The 16,503-nt window shown below is 58.1% G+C and carries 10 protein-coding genes and 1 pseudogene; 2 read left to right on the forward strand and 9 right to left on the reverse strand.

Going from position 1 to position 16,503, the window contains the following annotated elements; all coding sequences use genetic code 11:
- Window positions 1-13 precede the first annotated feature (13 nt).
- The 8 genes and pseudogenes from NE357_RS18300 to NE357_RS18335 all read right to left on the reverse strand — a co-directional run bounded on the left by NE357_RS18300 (window position 14) and on the right by NE357_RS18335 (window position 12,369).
- The gene (locus NE357_RS18300; RefSeq protein ID WP_323160107.1) at window positions 14-415 is read right to left on the reverse strand and encodes a hypothetical protein; all 402 of its coding nucleotides are present in this window, start codon (window positions 413-415) and stop codon (window positions 14-16) included.
- A 226-nt stretch (window positions 416-641) separates the two neighbouring features.
- Complete coding sequence (locus tag NE357_RS18305) at window positions 642-1,268, reverse strand: hypothetical protein (protein ID WP_169431047.1); 627 nt, start codon at window positions 1,266-1,268, stop codon at window positions 642-644.
- 331 nt (window positions 1,269-1,599) lie between these two features.
- Window positions 1,600-3,054, reverse strand: a pseudogene (locus NE357_RS18310) (RHS repeat-associated core domain-containing protein); the annotation flags it as partial.
- 308 nt (window positions 3,055-3,362) lie between these two features.
- Window positions 3,363-3,626 carry a PAAR domain-containing protein gene (locus NE357_RS18315; RefSeq protein ID WP_169431048.1) on the reverse strand — a complete coding sequence of 88 codons (264 nt, stop codon included), beginning with the start codon at window positions 3,624-3,626 and terminating at the stop codon, window positions 3,363-3,365.
- A 79-nt stretch (window positions 3,627-3,705) separates the two neighbouring features.
- Window positions 3,706-4,074 carry a hypothetical protein gene (locus tag NE357_RS18320; protein ID WP_169431049.1) on the reverse strand — a complete coding sequence of 123 codons (369 nt, stop codon included), beginning with the start codon at window positions 4,072-4,074 and terminating at the stop codon, window positions 3,706-3,708.
- The gene (locus tag NE357_RS18325; RefSeq protein WP_249314313.1) at window positions 4,075-8,823 is read right to left on the reverse strand and encodes an RHS repeat-associated core domain-containing protein; all 4,749 of its coding nucleotides are present in this window, start codon (window positions 8,821-8,823) and stop codon (window positions 4,075-4,077) included.
- Entirely contained in the window at window positions 8,820-11,726 is a 2,907-nt protein-coding gene (locus NE357_RS18330; protein WP_169431050.1) for a type VI secretion system Vgr family protein, read from the reverse strand. Before NE357_RS18330 ends, NE357_RS18325 begins: the two co-directional genes overlap by 4 nt.
- A 127-nt stretch (window positions 11,727-11,853) precedes the next feature.
- A complete protein-coding gene (locus NE357_RS18335; RefSeq protein WP_169430015.1) occupies window positions 11,854-12,369 on the reverse strand; it encodes an Hcp family type VI secretion system effector in 516 nt (171 codons plus the stop codon).
- 394 nt (window positions 12,370-12,763) lie between these two features.
- On the opposite strand from NE357_RS18335, the gene NE357_RS18340 reads away from it, so the two are divergent.
- Window positions 12,764-13,585 carry an aldo/keto reductase gene (locus NE357_RS18340; RefSeq protein ID WP_169431051.1) on the forward strand — a complete coding sequence of 274 codons (822 nt, stop codon included), beginning with the start codon at window positions 12,764-12,766 and terminating at the stop codon, window positions 13,583-13,585.
- A gap of 29 nt (window positions 13,586-13,614) precedes the next feature.
- Complete coding sequence (locus NE357_RS18345; protein WP_169431052.1) at window positions 13,615-14,085, forward strand: DUF1810 domain-containing protein; 471 nt, start codon at window positions 13,615-13,617, stop codon at window positions 14,083-14,085.
- Here the strand turns inward: NE357_RS18345 and NE357_RS18350 are convergent.
- The gene (locus tag NE357_RS18350; protein ID WP_169431053.1) at window positions 14,050-16,410 is read right to left on the reverse strand and encodes a DNA polymerase II; all 2,361 of its coding nucleotides are present in this window, start codon (window positions 16,408-16,410) and stop codon (window positions 14,050-14,052) included. The two genes, NE357_RS18345 and NE357_RS18350, sit on opposite strands and share 36 nt — an antisense overlap.
- Between the last annotated feature and the right edge of the window lie 93 nt (window positions 16,411-16,503).

Consider the following 16,503-nt stretch of genomic DNA (forward strand, 5'->3'; position numbering starts at 1 on the left):
ATTACTCCACAAATTACAACTGAGGAATATCAATGTTATTTTTGCGAAGAATTGAAGTTATTTTCTCTAAGAACATGGCCGGCAGCTCGCTTGGAGTTCCATAGACATCTACTATTCCGACCTCGACCGCGCTATCCACAATATGACAAAAATCGTCAATATCTTGAGATGGAATCGATTGCCTAAGTTCTTGAGGCATATCATCCCCCCTTCCATTGAGCGGCAATAGCGCCCCCCTTCTCTCCCACTCAGCCAAGTCACGGCCTTCAGGACGACTATTAAGGTGGGCTATCAACTCATCGACCGTCACGTGCTGAATAGACTTTGCTGCGCAATAAGCATTTAAAGATTTCGATGCATAGAGTTGCAAATCTATCGGAGAAAGTTTTAAAAGCCTGTTCGAAAACTCTGACATCAAGAATTTCCTCCGCACCCTAAAGTCAAACTTCTTTACTAAGGGACTACAAACTGAACCAGGCGGCTTGTTAGTGCCATTCACATCACGGACGCCCCCCCCTAATTAAAAAACAAACCCGCCCCCACCATTGCGTTCGGCCTTGTGGGGTTTTATCAGAGACAGACCACATTTAAACACTATTAAAAACGCGACCTGCCTCCATGAGGTTAAGAACACTCGCCAACTAATTTATTGGAAGTTGCGACGAAGCATCAACCATCACCCATTCAGCTGTTCCCGCGGTAATACTGCCAAACTCTTCAAAAAAATAAGTCAAATCGTTAGAAAACACATCGAACGCACCATGCCCATATTCGCCAGAAATTTTCGCAATAGCGACATAGTGGCAGGACCTTTTGAGAAGTTCATATACATCATGACTTATGGATAACTCATCATTTTGCAAAAAAGTAGTCAGCATAGGGGCAATGGGTTTATCTACGCTTCGATGCCGTGAGAGCACTTCATATTTTTTGATATCTATTTCGTATTGCCTGTGCGCGCGAACTGCGAGCTCAAACTCCCCATCTTTATCCCTAAACATAAAGAACGGCATATAGCAAAGTTCATTATTTGAAGGCGACTGAAGCCTTCCATCGATATCAATGTAGTAGCAACTAGCAATCAAAGCTTTGATCGCAGCGGAGCCCTGGATGGTTTTATTGAAACCGATAGTGCCTTTTTGATCAACAGAAGCCAAAAGTGCAAAATCATCATTAACTTCCGCAGGAATATTTTTAATGCGAGCACTTGAGGTTTTTTTGAAATCATCAAATTTAGCCCGATAGCATATAATTTTGTAGTCGTTCACGCTACATCTCTCCCGGATAAGTGAATATTTTTGACTCGCCTTTTTTGTTCATTGCATGAACATGTGGGGAGCTGTGATGCTCCGGGTGCCCCTCTCCGACCATATGAGGGTGACCATCCGGGTGATCAAAGACCTCAGAATTATCGTGTCCACGCCTTCCCAGCGTTGTAACTCCACGCTTTTTCAAACATGCACAAAATCGCCCGTCACTTTCACCGTTCAACTCTTGTGTGGGGATATCTTTTCCACCTCTTCCTACTCTTGGAACCTGTGCGTGTTGTTGTGCCTTCCTCATTGCGCTTGCGCGGCTTTTGGTAGCAACAACAGTCTCCAACCCCAATGGGTCAATCCACTCAACCGGGTTTGGCGCATACTTGTAAAGGTTTAAGCCTCCCTCGTAGCGTATAGGATCCTGAGAAATGAACCGCCCAACCCCCGGATCATAGTACCGATACCGGTTGTAATGCAGCCCCGTCTCATGATCGTGATACTGCCCCTGAAACCGTATCGGGTTCGTCACGCCATGCTGCCGCGCCCATTCCGAGCGCTGCTCCGTCACCTGCCCCCACGCCTTGTACTGCGCGGTCCAGGCCATGTTTCCTTGTGAATCCGTCAGTTCCTGCGGTGTTCCCAGGTGATCGCACTGGTACCAGGCCAGCGCATCGAAAGGCAATGCCATTGCCTTGTGATTCCACACCGGGTCTTCATCAAGGCTGTATTCACCGCTGTAATCCGGCTGCCCCATGAGCTTGATCGGCGCATGGCGCACAGCTTGAGCGATCGGGACAAAAGTGCCCGGTTCGAAGACGTAATGCACCGTGCGTCCCGGCTCGCCATCGCCCTGCGCCAGACTGCTTTCCCACGCAAGATTGTCGCCATCCCAACCGTAAAGCGTAAAACCGCAGCCCAGTTCACGCTGTTTGCGGGCGTGCTCGTTTCTGTTCCAGAGGGAACCGGCTTCCGGGCGCTGTTTGTAGTGGGCGCGGGAGTTCTTGTGCAGGCGGCGTCCCAGTGCGTCGTAGGCGAAATCCACGCTCAGGCGCGAGTCTTCGAAATGCACCAGTCGATCAAACAGGTCCCAACGCATATCGCTGCGTTGGCCGTTGTGCCAGCGCTGGATCTGGTTGCCGCGTTCGTCGTAGTCGTAGTGGGTGCCGGCGTATTCGCGCAGCAGGTTGTCGACCAGTTTGCTGCGCGGCGGCGTCAGATCCAGTGGGCGGCGGATTTCAGCAGTCTTGTCATCCAGCAGGTTACCGGCCGGGTCGAAGGCGAACGTTTCCACGCCTTGACGCGTCACGGCGCTGAGCAGTCGGCCGACAGGATCGTAACGATAGGCGAGCGGGCCGCGACGACTGTCGTTGATGTCAGTCAGTTGGCCGGCAGCGTCATATTTGTATTCGCGCTTGAGCAGAGTGCTTTTGTCATCGCTGCGCCCCAGCAGTTGCTCCTGCAAGCGTCCGGCCGGGTCCCAGCTTTGAGTTTGCAGCAGGTGATTGCCTTGATGGCGGGCGATTTCGCGGTGCAGGTCGTCGCGTTCGTAGCCGATCAGTTCATGCTGATCCAGACGCATGCCCAGCAGGTGGCCGCTACCGTAAGTGAGCCAACTGACGCGGTGACCGTCCGGGCGAACGGTGGCAACACGTTGATTGAGCACGTCGTACTCGTGCTGCCAGATCGCGACGGTGGGCTTTTCCAGTCCGAGGTAATGTTGGTGTTCGCGCAGCAGATTGCCGGCCGGGTCGTGGAACCATTGCAGACGGCTGTCGGCGTTTTTGGCCAGCACCAAGCGTTAAAGGTGACAGAGTCATATAGTGCAGAGGAACCACTACAAATGGCCAAAGCTGTATAAAATTGTTTTTGAGCGCGACAGGTACTCAAAACCGAACTAAAAATCTCGCTTCTACGAGAAATCCACATCTTCTAACGTGCCGTTAAATATCAGATTTAACGTAGATGCCCATACTTCAGTTTTGGCGAAGCGTTTTTACACACTCTGGGTCGTAAGCAGCCTTGATTGAAGTATCGGCAAAGTGCGGCCGATCAGAGCCTTCGAAATTAGTGCGATTCAAAATGGATAGTTCACACCCACAAGACTCAGCAGATAACCGTCCCTTTAGGACCACTAGCAATCAATGCGGCCCCACAAACGGTTTTCATGCCGTGCAAGGCGATTGGCGTGCCATCGACGGTATAGGTGCTGCTGCCCTCGGCGATTGGAAAAATCCCTTTACACAGAGGGCAACTCACCTTGTGACCCACCCCAGCTATAGGTTTGCCGTTGAAGTCGGCTTGGGTGAATGCTTCAAGAACTTTGCCACCGTGAGTTGTGGAGTCGCCCAGTCGGATAACGTCTTTCATAGGGCAACTCTCCTAAACCGGTGTATTAGTAATCAATTGCATTCAATGACCGCGATAACTTTAGCATTTCTGCGAGCCATTAGGAACCAATGTACTTGTAATAAACCCTCAGCCCCCCATTAACTCCGGAAATCTCGAGGTGAAGGATCGCTTCACCAGGTGCACCATCAGCAAAAAGAACACATTCTAAGCCGAGCGCTTTTTCATTAGTTTCATATACATCAATGTAAGGCCGGCCTTGCTTGCTTGAGTCAAAAGCCTTTTCTTCAGGCGCGATGGATATCTTGGTGCCTTTAGCGAAATAATCATCAATACACTCAAAAATCTCATCAGCAACCGCGCTGGATATTCCAAAATCTTGCTCAAGTGTAGACGTGTCACGTCGATCGATGGCCTCTACGAGCAATTGGGTCTTGGCATAAGCTTCGTGATTGGTGGGTGTACTCATTTATCGACTCCGTCTCTTGGAAGGTGTTGCGGTGCTGGTACCCGCGTTGGCTTTAATACCGGTGAAGTAGCCACGAGCCTGGAGTGTCGCACACTTCGCTGCCTTCGGACTAAGTCCCGCAGCACGTAGCGACTTGAAGGCTACGACAGTCTCACTTCCTAGCAGGCCGGCAGTTGATGCCTTATCTTGGGCTCGATTAGCATTATAATGCGGAGTTCCTCGTGTGGTTCCGTCTGGGTTTCTTCCTTGAAGGCTTATCGCTGGCGCATCATTGTATTTATAACCTGAAATTCCATTCATCGACGCATCCTGATAGATGTGGTGGGAGTCTTGGAGCCCCCCTATTTTTCGAAGGTCGCCATGGCGACCTGTCACTACACCTTCAGCTTCAAGTACTTTATTACATTCACATGGGCATGTTGCACTCAAACCAAGGCTATCGACCCAGCCTGTCGGATTTGGTGCATATGCATAAAGATTTAGCCCTCCCATGTAACCGATCGGGTCTTTGCTAATGAAACGGCCAACACTTGGGTCATAGTACCGGTGTCGATTGTAATGCAGCCCCGTCTCATGATCGTGATACTGCCCTTGGAACCGTATAGGGTTCGTCACGCCATGCTGCCGCGCCCAGTCCGAGCGCTGTTCCTTCACCTGCCCCCACGCCTTGTACTGCGCGGTCCAAGCCATATTGCCTTGTGAATCCGTCAGTTCCTGCGGTGTACCGAGGTGATCACATTGATACCAGGCCAACGCATCAAACGGTAACGCCGTTGCCTTGTGATTCCACACTGGGTCTTCATCAAGGCTGTATTCACCGCTGTAATCCGGCAGCCCCATCAGCTTGATCGGCGCATGCCGTACAGCCTGTGCAACGGGTACAAAAGTGCCCGGTTCAAAGACGTAATGCACCGTGCGACCCGGTTCGCCATCGCCCTGCGCCAGACTGCTTTCCCACGCAAGATTGTCGCCATCCCAACCGTAAAGCGTAAAACCGCAGCCCAGTTCACGCTGTTTGCGGGCGTGCTCGTTTCTGTTCCAGAGGGAACCGGCTTCCGGGCGCTGTTTGTAGTGGGCGCGGGAGTTTTTGTGCAGACGTCGTCCCAACGCGTCGTAGGCGAAATCCACGCTCAGGCGCGTGTCCTCGAAATGCACCAGTCGATCAAACAGGTCCCAACGCAGATCGCTACGCTGACCGTTGTGCCAGCGCTGGATCTGGTTACCGCGCTCGTCGTAGTCGTAGTGGGTGCCGGCGTATTCGCGCAGCAGGTTGTCGACCAGTTTGCTGCGCGGTGGCGTCAGATCCAGTGGACGACGGATTTCGGCGGTCTTGTCATCCAGCAGGTTACCGGCCGGGTCGAAGGCGAACGTTTCAACGCCTTGACGCGTCACGGCGCTGAGCAGTCGACCGACGGGATCGTAACGATAGGCGAGCGGGCCGCGGCGACTGTCATTGATGTCAGTCAGTTGGCCGGCAGCGTCGTATTTGTATTCGCGCTTGAGCAGGATGCTTTTGTCATCGCTGCGCCCCAGCAGTTGCTCCTGCAAGCGTCCGGCCGGGTCCCAGCTTTGAGTTTGCAGCAGATGATTGCCTTGATGGCGGGCGATTTCGCGGTGCAGGTCGTCGCGTTCGTAGCCGATCAGTTCATGCTCATCCAGACGCATGCCCAGCAGGTGGCCGCTACCGTAAGTGAGCCAACTGACGCGGTGACCGTCCGGGCGAACGGTGGCAACACGTTGATTGAGCACGTCGTACTCGTGCTGCCAGATCGCGACGGTGGGCTTTTCCAGTCCGAGGTAATGTTGGTGTTCGCGCAGCAGATTGCCGGCCGGGTCGTGGAACCATTGCAGACGGCTGTCGGCGTTGTCGGCCAGCACCATATTGCCGTTGCCGTCATAGGCAAAGGTTTCGCTTTGCGATTGGTCACCCAGAGTGGCGCGACGCTCGGTCAAGCGACCCATCGGGTCAAAGCTCACCGAAATGATGCGTTGGCCATTGATCGATTGGGCGAGGCGACCGGTGAGCGGGTCGTACTGATAGCGTGTGCTGCGCCCATCGAAACCGCGCTCTTCGAGCAGACGACCGACCGGGTCGTAGTGGAAGTGAGCGCGTTGTTCGTTTTCGTTTTCCAGGGCGGTTAACCGTCCGAGACGGTCCCAGCGATAGCGCAGGGTTTGCTCGGCGGCATCGACACGTTCGGCGATCAAACCGGCCGCGCTATAACTCCAGGTGGTGCAGCGATCGAGACCGTCGACATGCGTCAACAGCCGGCCTTCGGCGTCGCGTTCGAAGCGCTCTTCAGTCTTGTCCGGGTGCTTGATCAGCACCAGTTGGCCAGCCTTGTATTCGTATTCGGTGGCGTTACCGGCGGCGTCGGTGAAGCAGATCATCTGCCCCAGTTCGTTGTATTCCCAGGTGCTGGTCTTGCCTGAGCAGTCGACGTACTCGACCAGTTGCCCGGCGTCGTTGTAGTCCAACGTCTTCTCGTTGCCGTTGGCGTCCTTGATCGCCGTGGGCTGACCGGATTTGTTGTAGGCGTATTGGGTTTTGTTGCCCAGCGGATCGAGCGCTTCGACCAGGTTGCCTTGGTCGTCATAGGCGCGTTGCCACTGACCACCCTCGGCGTCGCTGATCTTGATCAGCAAATCCTGATCGTCGTAGGCGTAATGAATCACCGTGTGATCGGCACGGATGTGTTCGAGCAGGTTGCTGCGTTCATCGTAGCTGTAGCGATCGGTGCTGCCGTCGGCATTCACGCGGCGAACGATGTTCTTGGCCTCGTCGCGGAAGAACCATTCCGAACGCTCATCCGCGTAACGGATGCGGTAGGTGTAGCCAAGGATGTCGTAGTAGTGCCAGGTCTCGTTGCCAAGGGCGTCGGTGACGTAGGTCAGACGGATGTTGTCGTCCCATTCCAGGCGCGTGTCGAAGCTGCCGTCATCGGCCCATTCGCGGATGGCTTTGGCCTTGGCGCCGGGGCCGTCCCACTGCAGGTTCATGCCGCGTCCGGTGCGGTCGGTGTAGCGAGTGATCAGGTGATGCTGGAACTGATACGACCAGACTGCACCGTTCTCGTCCTGCGCTTGAATCAGGTCGCCATAGGCGTCGTATTGATAGGCGCAGAGCTGGCGCAGCGGTTCGCCGTCAACGATTTGCCAGAGGCCGATAAACCGGCCGTGATCGTCGATCATCGTGCCGAGGTGCAGGTGGACTTTGGTGAAGTCGTTTTCCTGATAGGTGATCAGGTCCGAAAGCACCGACTGTTCGCCGTGACGATGCTCGTAATGCAGCATGATCCCGGCGCCGTTGCGCAGAGAAATGTTGGTCAGTACATAACGCTGGCCACGGCGGACGTAGGTTTCCTTGCGTTCGAAACCGTGACACACCAGCAACTGATCTTCGCTGGCACGAACGAGGGTGATGTTTTCGATGGCGTCGTAGTGGAACAGACCGACTTTGGGCAACGGATAGCTGTGATCGCGGCCGTCGGCGCCGTAGAAGGTCAGGCCATCATCCACGCAGTCGAAACGCGTGGTGAACTCGCTGATCCAGCGTGCACCGAGATCGCTCTGATCGTAGGCGTCGAGGCGTGAGTTGTAAGTGCGGGTCCACTCGATCGGAAAGGGTCCGGGCAGGCTGAAATCGGTATGGCTGAGACTTTCCGAACCCAAGGCGAAATTGATGCTGAAGTCCGTGGCGCATTCGCAGGGACCTTTCTTCGGGTTGGGCGCGCCTTTCGCCGGTGCCTGTTGGCCGTGGGCGGCCAACTGCCCCTCAGATGCCGTACGCTTCGCCTGTCCGGTCTTCTCCGGATGGACGGCGGCGTTCTGGCCATGGGCATTGCGCTTGCGCCACAACGTCACGGCGCTGGAAAGAATCAGCAGCAACCAACCGATGGAGTTCTGAACGGACTCGTCGTCCAGCTTGCTCAATTGGGTGCGAAGTTCCGGACCCATCGCCCGCAGTTTTTTGGTTTCGTCGGAAACGGTTTTTTTGAGGTCATCAGGAACGAGATTTTGCGCCACGCTGTTGGCCAGGCCTTTGCCTGCTGACTTCAGCGCGCTGTTGGCAGCCCCAAAAATATTGCTGAAAGACGCCAGCGGATCATTCTTGAATTGGTCGGCCGCAGCGCTTGCCTGGGCGCTGGCTGCATTCAGATCACCTTTGGCATCCAGATTGCCAAACGCCACCGCTTCGATGCCCTTGGCAATTTCGTTAACGACTTCTTCGCCGAGCTTGCCAGCGTCCGCCAAAATACCGGGCAACTTGCCTTTGGCCTGTTCAACAAAATCATCCAGCGTGCCGATAATCGAGGCGTTCAGGTGACCGACCAGCACCTCGATCACGGAAGTGCTGAGCAACAACTTGCTGCTGGCCCTCATCTCCTGGCGCACCAGAAACAGAGTCGGACGAAGGGTCATCCGTGCAGCTGCCATCGCCGGTGGTAAAGGCAATACGCCGATCAGGTTGATGCCAAGGCTGGCCCACGCGAGCAAGTCGCGCTGCTTGGCGTTCGACAGGGTGACGATGTCACCCAGCGCATCGACCAGCGCCATGATGTTGCCGACCACCGGCAAGGAGCCGGCAACGTTCTTGATCCGGTCGAGGGTGACCACCCCGCCGCTGGCGGATTGAAGCCAGGCATCGAAGGTCGCCGCACCGCTGGCGACATCCTGAATGTCGATGGCACTCAGGGGAACAATGGCAACCTGAGGTTCACGTTTTACAACAGCATTTTCAGTGGTCATGACAGCTTCTCACCCGCCAGCAGGCCCGGGGTTTTCAAGGAAGTTTTTGGAAGCGTCGGCGCCGGCAGACTCGGCAACTTGCCAGCCTTGCTCGCCGCCCCGAGAATCCCCGACGCACTCGGCATCGCCGCACTCGCCAGTTTCGGCAACCCGGCCACCCCGCCCTGCATCACGCCTTTCACCTGCTGTGCCGTTTGCATCGCACCTTGCGCGGTCTGCATCGCACCCATCCCTGTCTGTGCCAATTCCTTGCCCTTCTCCAACATGTCCCAGTTCTTGCTCGGCAGCGCCTGCGCTACCATCGCCTGCACCTGGCTCGGCACGTCATCCGCACCCGGCGGATTCAACGGCCATTCCGGCTTGCCGATGTAGCTGCCTTCACTCCAGGTGTCCGCAGGATCCTTGCCGAACAGCACCCGCGCCGGCCCCGGTGCGGCGCCGGCGACGCTGGCAAAACCTTTGGCGTCGAGCTTGCCCTTGATGCTTTTGCCCAGCGCATCGATGACTTCGTAATCGCCGTCCTTGATGCCCTGGCGACCGGCGTACTGGTTGAACAGTTCGAGGTTGCCCTTGCCCGGTTTCGGCGGTTCCGGGAACACGCCCGCGAGGCTCTTGGCACCGGTGTAAGCAAAGTTCGCCGCGTGGGCGGTGTACGGGCCGCTGGTGGCGTGGGTGATGCCGCCGGCGTTGTAGGTCGTGGCGCTGCCGCCGCCCTGGATCACCAGTTCGGTCTTGGCGGTGATGGTGATGCGGTCGGCGTTGGCGGTGATGTTGAGCTTGGCCAGCAGGTTGATGCTGTCCTTGAGTGCCTTGACGTCGATGTCGCCGGACGCCGCCACCAGCCGCCAGCCCATGCTCTGCACGAACAGGCGCATGCCGCGACTGGCGCTGGCCAGCAGGCGGTTGCCGATGGAAAAACTGGTGTGACCGGTACTGCTCAGCGCCAGGTGTTCGCCGGTGGCGATGTGGCTGGAGCGCGGCGTAGTCAGGGCGATGCCGGCCGGGCTCGCCAACACCAGATGCGGCTCGGTGAACTCGGGAAATTCATTGGCGGTGAGGTTTGCCGGGCCGCTGCCGAGCACGCCCTGATGCTGCGCGTGCAAGGCCTTGGCCACGTCGTCCTGATCGCCGGCTTCCTGGGCCTGAAGCTCTTTGGCCTGCGTGGCGAAACCGTCCTGTTGATCGCTGGCGGTGGCCAGGCGTTCGGCGGTTTCCGGCAAGTCCTTGTGGTGCTTGGATTCGTTCGGACGCGGTTCGGTGGTGATCAACAGACCGGCGCCAGCACGCACGGCGCCGTGGCGGTCGGTGCGTAGTTCGAAACCTTCGCCGCGCGGCTGGCCGCCGCTTGGACGCGGATGGGTCAGGTAACCCAGGTTGATCGCGCTCGCACCGTGATCACTGCGCAGCGCGATGCTGATCTCGCTGGTGGTGTCGTCGATGCGCAGTTCGTTGGCGCGGCTGCCCTTGTATTCCTTGCTCTTGACCGTGGCCAGGGTCTTGAAATCCGGCAGTTTGTACGGCGGCAGGTTGGCGCCGTGGTACAGGCAACCGGTGATCAGCGGCTGGTCGGGATCGCCTTCGAGGAAGGTGATCAGCACTTCCATGCCGACCCGCGGAATGTTGATCGAGCCAAAGGTTTCCGCCGCCCAGCTGGAGGCCACGCGCATCCAGCAGGTGGTCTTGTCATCGTGCTGGCCTTCGCGGTCCCAGAAGAACTGGACCTTCACCCGGCCGTATTGGTCGCAGAAGATTTCTTCGCCTTCGGGACCGGTGACCACGGCGCTTTGCGAACCGAGGACTTTGGGTTTCGGGTGGTCCAGCGGCGGACGGTATGGCACGTCCCACGGAATCGCGCTAAAGCGGTTGCGGTAACCCTGATGGAAATCGTCTTTGTTGTCGGTGGTGTCGCTGGTCACCGACTCTTCCAGCACTTGCGGTTGTTTGCCTTCGTGGAAGATTTCCGTGAGCAGCCACAGGTCGTTCCACGTCGGGTTGGCGTGGTCGGTCAGGGCCAGAAAATGCCCGGTGACCAGGATCGGCTGATCGCTGTTGCCCTCAGCCAGGCGATAGTCGCTGCGGTGGCGTTCGAGGTTGCGGTTGGCCAGGTGCTTGCCGCGCTCACGGTCCACGAAACGGCCCGGGTAATCGTAGTCTTCCAGGTCCGGTTGGGCGCTGCTTTTGGCGTCGCTTTCCAGCTCGATCTTCGGTTTGACGAAGTCGTAATCGCGCCGCGTGGTGCGGCTGGTACGGGTGGCCAGGCGCAGGCCGAAACGCTTGACCACCGGCTTGTCCGCCACCAGCCCGGAGTCCTGCTGATAGGCCACGGGCGCGAGTTTCGGGAACACCGTCTGGTCATCGCCGAAGGTCAGTTTGTGGCCGCTGGACGTGTGCTGAAAGTGGTAGTGAATCCCCTCCTCTTCGCACAGGCGCTGGACGAAATGCAGGTCCGATTCGTCGTACTGCGTGCAGTAGATCCGCTCGGGATACACCGCACTCAACTGAAAGTGGTAATCGCTGGCCAGAATGCCGTGTTCTTCCAGCACCTGACTGATGATCTGCTGCACCGTCATCTGCTGAAAAATGCGCTGGTTGAAGCGGTGCGCCAGATAGGAAAGCTGTGGCCGCAGGGAGATTTTATAACGGGTCAGGCGCTTGCCCGCCTCGCCCTGGGCGATGCTGTAGATCAGCCCGTGAATCCCGCTTCCGCTCGGCGACAGCTGCAGAAACGCCAGTTTGTGCAGCAGGCTTTCGAGGTTGATCGAGGCCTTTTCACTGACCAGTTCCAGCTCGAATTCGAAGGGCGTATTGAGGGCTTCCCGACCGGTGAACGACAGCACCTGAAAATCGCTGTCCGCGCCATCGATGGTCAGATTGAAATGGGGCTGGTTGGCCGGTGAGAACATTCCCTTGTCCCTCGCACAGTGCTGCGATGCGCGCCAGATCGATAAGGATCTGGCGGCAAAAAATTCTTTTGAAATTCATGATCTCGGCCAGCAGCGCTGGCCGAGACAGTAAAACGATCAGCCGTAATTAAACGACCGGAGCACGCCAGTCATCGGAACCCGAAGTACCGGAGACTTCGTGGGTCCAGGTGATTTTGCGGTAGGTGAACTGCACTTCTTCCAGATGAGTGAAGTGGGCGTTCGCCGGGTCCTGGCAGTTGTGCATTTTGTTGTTGATGGCGACGATGATCGCGTCTTCCAGTTTGGTGGTGTAGTAGTGCTCCTGGGTGCCTTGCGCCGAGGTGCGGTACCACTGGATGACGATTTCGCTCATGCGCTCGCCGGAAGTCAGAGCTGCTTGCAGCAGCGGCGAAGCCTTGTCGTAGACCTTGGTGATCACAACTGGCTTGTGCACGCGCTGACCGGTTGGCTGACCGGATTGCGGGTCACGCGGGATGATCACGTCGTGGGTGAACGCCTGAACCATGACCTGGTCTTCGTGGCCTTCCTGGTAGGTGTTGCCAACGGAGTCGGCGGTGAAGGCGCCGGCAGTGATCAAGCCTTGTTTTTCGCCGGTAACCGACATGTACGCGGGTGTTGCCATGGGATGCTCTCCTTGCTGAATCATTGGGTGCGCCGATAGGTGATATCACCCAAGAGGCGGCCAATGGCCATCAATTAGCATGCCAACTTTTTCAAACCCTTATAAACCGGGGGTTCGGTAAGTTTTCTTCGCAGATGCGGCGAAAATTCCCACTGATTCCGTCGAAAAGTGCGCAAGAAGTTGCGCAGTGCTGTGCAACTTCTTGCGCACTTGGCTGGAGACCTTGATCGGCAAGGACTGTAGCGTTTTTGACCATGGTTTTATTACGTATAACTGCGCAACTTCTTGCGCACTTCCCAAACTCCCGCTCACTAGCCGACACACCTCATTTGGAACCCGTGGGCTATCCTGCTGCCCACTCTAGGTATCGACCGTTTTCAGATAGGAGGTTGGAATGCGTACCCTCGAATTGGCTGGCGTGCAGGTGCCGGTGATTGGCCAGGGCACCTGGCGCATGGGCGAAGACCGCTCGGCGCACAAGCGTGAAGTCGCGGCCCTGCGCAGCGGCATCGAACTGGGCATGACCTTGATCGACACCGCCGAAATGTACGCCGAGGGCGGTGCCGAAAGCGTGGTCGGCGAAGCCATTGCCGGCCTGCGCGATCAAGTGTTCCTGGTGAGCAAGGTCTACCCGCACAACGCCAGCCGCAAAGGCATTCCCCAGGCCTGCGAGCGCAGTCTGCGCCGACTCGACACCGATTACATCGATCTCTATCTGCTGCATTGGCGCGGCCAGTATCCGCTGGAAGAAACCGTCGAGGCCTTCGAGCGTCTGCGCGAGGACGGCAAGATCGGCCGCTGGGGCGTGTCAAACTTCGACGTCGGCGATCTTGAGGAACTGTCGAATTCCGCCTGCGCGACCAATCAGGTGCTGTACAACCTGGAAGAACGCGGCATCGAATTCGACCTGCTGCCGTGGTGCCAACAGCAGCGCATGCCGCTGATGGCGTACTGCCCGATCGGCCAGGGCGGGGCGATGCTTGTCGAGCCGGTGCTGAAACAGATTGCCGCTCGTCACGGCGTGACCCCGGCACAGGTTTCGCTGGCGTGGATTCTGCGTCAGGATGGGGTGATTGCGATTCCCAAGGCCGTGCGCCCGGAACACGTGCAGCTCAATGCACAAGCGGCGCAGCTGCAACTCGAGGCCGGGGATCTGGCGGCGCTGGACCAGGCGTTTCACGCGCCACAACGCAAGCAGCGGCTGGCCATGGTCTGAGCCACCGCCGACTGACAGAGGGCTTCGCCATGAGAAGCACTGATCAGGAAGACCCGTACGATCTGCAACGCTTCGTGCTTGCCCAGGACCCGGTGTTTGATCGGGTCCAGCGCGAACTCGGCGAGGGCCGCAAGCGCAGCCACTGGATGTGGTTCGTATTCCCGCAGTTCGCCGGGCTGGGTGGCAGCGAGATGTCGCGGCGGTTCGCGATCAACTCGGCCCCGGAAACCCGTGCCTTCCTCGCCCACCCGTTGCTCGGCGCCCGTTTGCGGACCTGCACGCAGCTGGTGCTGAACGTGCAGCAGCGTTCGATTGCCGAGATTTTCGGCCATCCGGACGACCTGAAATTCCACTCATCGATGACCCTGTTCGCCCAGTTCGCCGACGACGACAGCCTCTGGCATCAGGCGCTCGAGCGTTACTTCCACGGCATCCAGGACGAATGGACCCTGCAACTGCTGGACTCAAAACAGGCCCAGTTGCCCCCCGATCAGGGTTGAGAAATCGTCGTCGACAAACGGCAGGATCGCATCCGCCACCGGTTGCAGCTGGCGGGTGATGTAGTGGTCGTAGTCGATGGCGGCGCGACGCACTTCCAGCGGTTCGGGCCCGGCCAGGGTGATGACGTAGCTGATCCAGCCGCCGTTCTGGTATTGCCGCGGGCGGCCATGCTGCGCGTTGTAATCGTCCGCCAGACGCGCCGCACGCACATGCGGCGGAACGTTGCGCTCATAGTCGTCGAGAGTGCGGCGCAGGCGCTTGCGGTAGACCAGTCGCTCGTCGAACTCGCCGGCCAGGGTCTTGCGCACGTACTCGCGCACGTAATCCTGATAAGGCTTGCGCTGGAAGATCCGTTCGTACAGTTCCTGCTGGAATTGCCGGGCCAGCAGCGACCAGTCGGTGCGCACGGTTTCCAGGCCTTTATAGACCATTTCTTCGCTGCCGTCGGCGCGGGTCACCAGGCCGGCGTAGCGCTTTTTGCTGCCCTCCTCGGCGCCGCGAATGGTCGGCATCAGGAAGCGTTTGTAGTGGGTTTCGAACTGCAATTCGAGGGCGCTTTCCAGCCCGTACTGCTCGCGTACATGCTCGCGCCACCAGTCGTTGACGTGCGCAACCAGCGCCCGGCCGATGGTCGCCGCCTCTTCCTGACCGTGAGGGCGACGCAGCCAGACGAACGTCGAGTCGGTGTCGCCATAAATCACCGCATGCCCCTGGGCCTCGATCAACTGACGGGTGCGCAGCATGATTTCGTGGCCACGCAGGGTGATCGACGATGCCAGCCGCGTATCGAAGAACCGGCAACCGCTGGAACCGAGCACGCCGTAAAAGGCGTTCATGATGATCTTCAGCGCCTGGGACAACGGCGCATTGTGTTCGCGCTTGGCGGTCTCGCGACCCTCGGCGACACGGGCGACGATGGACGGCAGGCAATGCCGCGTGCGAGAGAAACGAGCGCCGCGAAAGCCCGGCACCGAATCGCTGTCGTCGGGATGCTGCAAGCCTTCGATCAACCCCACCGGATCAATCAGGAAGGTGCGAATGATCGACGGATAAAGGCTCTTGTAGTCGAGCACCAGCACCGACTCGTACAGCCCCGGCTGCGAGTCCATGACAAACCCGCCGGGGCTGGCCTGCGGGGGATTGGTGCCGAGATTCGGCGCCACAAAACCCTGACGGTGCATCAACGGCATGTACAAATGAGTGAACGCCGCCACCGAACCGCCGCTGCGATCCGCCGGCAGACCGGTGACGCTGGCACGCTCCAGTAAAAACTTCAGCAACTCGGTCTTGGCGAAAATCCGCGTGACCAGTTCGCAGTCCTTGAGGTTGTACTTGGCCAGCGCCGGTTTGTCCTCGGCGAACATACGGTTGATTTCGTCCATGCGCTGGTACGGGTTGTCGATGGACTTGCCCTCACCGAGCAAGGTCTGGGCGACGTTTTCCAGGCTGAACGAGGGGAAGCTCCAGGTTGCCGAACGCAGGGATTCGATGCCATCGATGATCAGCCTTCCTGCCGCTGCCGCGAAGTAATGATTGCGGCTGCCGTGTTCGCGCCACTGCATTTCCTCGCCGCCACGCCCTAGCTTGAGCGGCACGCCGAGGCGCCGGGCGTGTTCGTGGAGGATGCGCAGATCGAACTGCACGAGGTTCCAGCCGATGATCGCGTCAGGGTCATGGCGGGCGAACCATTCGTTGAGCTTCTTCAGGATCAAGGTGCGCGATTCGCAGTACTCAAGGTCGAAATCGACAAGGCTGTCATCGCCGTTTGGCGCGCCGAGCATGTACACCTGACGTTCACCGCAGCCTTCCAGCGCAATGGAATACAACTCGCCCTGCTCGGTGGTTTCGATGTCCAGCGAGACCAGTCGCAGTTGCGGTCGATAGTCGGGCGCAGGCTTGAGGTGGGCGTCGAGCAGCACGCCGTCGGCATCGGGCGTGCCGCTGAACCACACCGGCGCGGTGATGAAACGCTCCATCAGGTAGCGCTCGGGCGGTCGCACATCGGCTTCGAAGACATCGACACTGTGACGGTTGAGCGCCGTTTCCAGACGCATCAACTGACCGTGTTGCTGGCAATACAGCCCGAGCACCGGGCGATGCTCGAAATCCTGCAAAGCCAAAGGGCGCAGCTCGACGTTCTTTTCGTCCGCCAGCACCCGCTCGGCCTGCTCGCGCTGCGCCGCCGGAATGAACGCCACCGACGGCTGATGCGGCAGGCGCACACGGCGCGGCCCGGCGTCGGTCGCCAGCCAGAACTCGACTTCGGTGCCGGCCGGGGTGTCGCGCCAATGCCGGGTCAGGACGAAGCCCTGCTGTAAATCCACCACTGCGACCTCAAGAATTGATTCAGAAAGGCATTCTACGCGGCATTGCCACAACCGGTGGCACAGGTCTGGCAATGAAAAAACCCGTCAAAT

This window comes from Pseudomonas sp. G7(2022) (assembly GCF_052660475.1).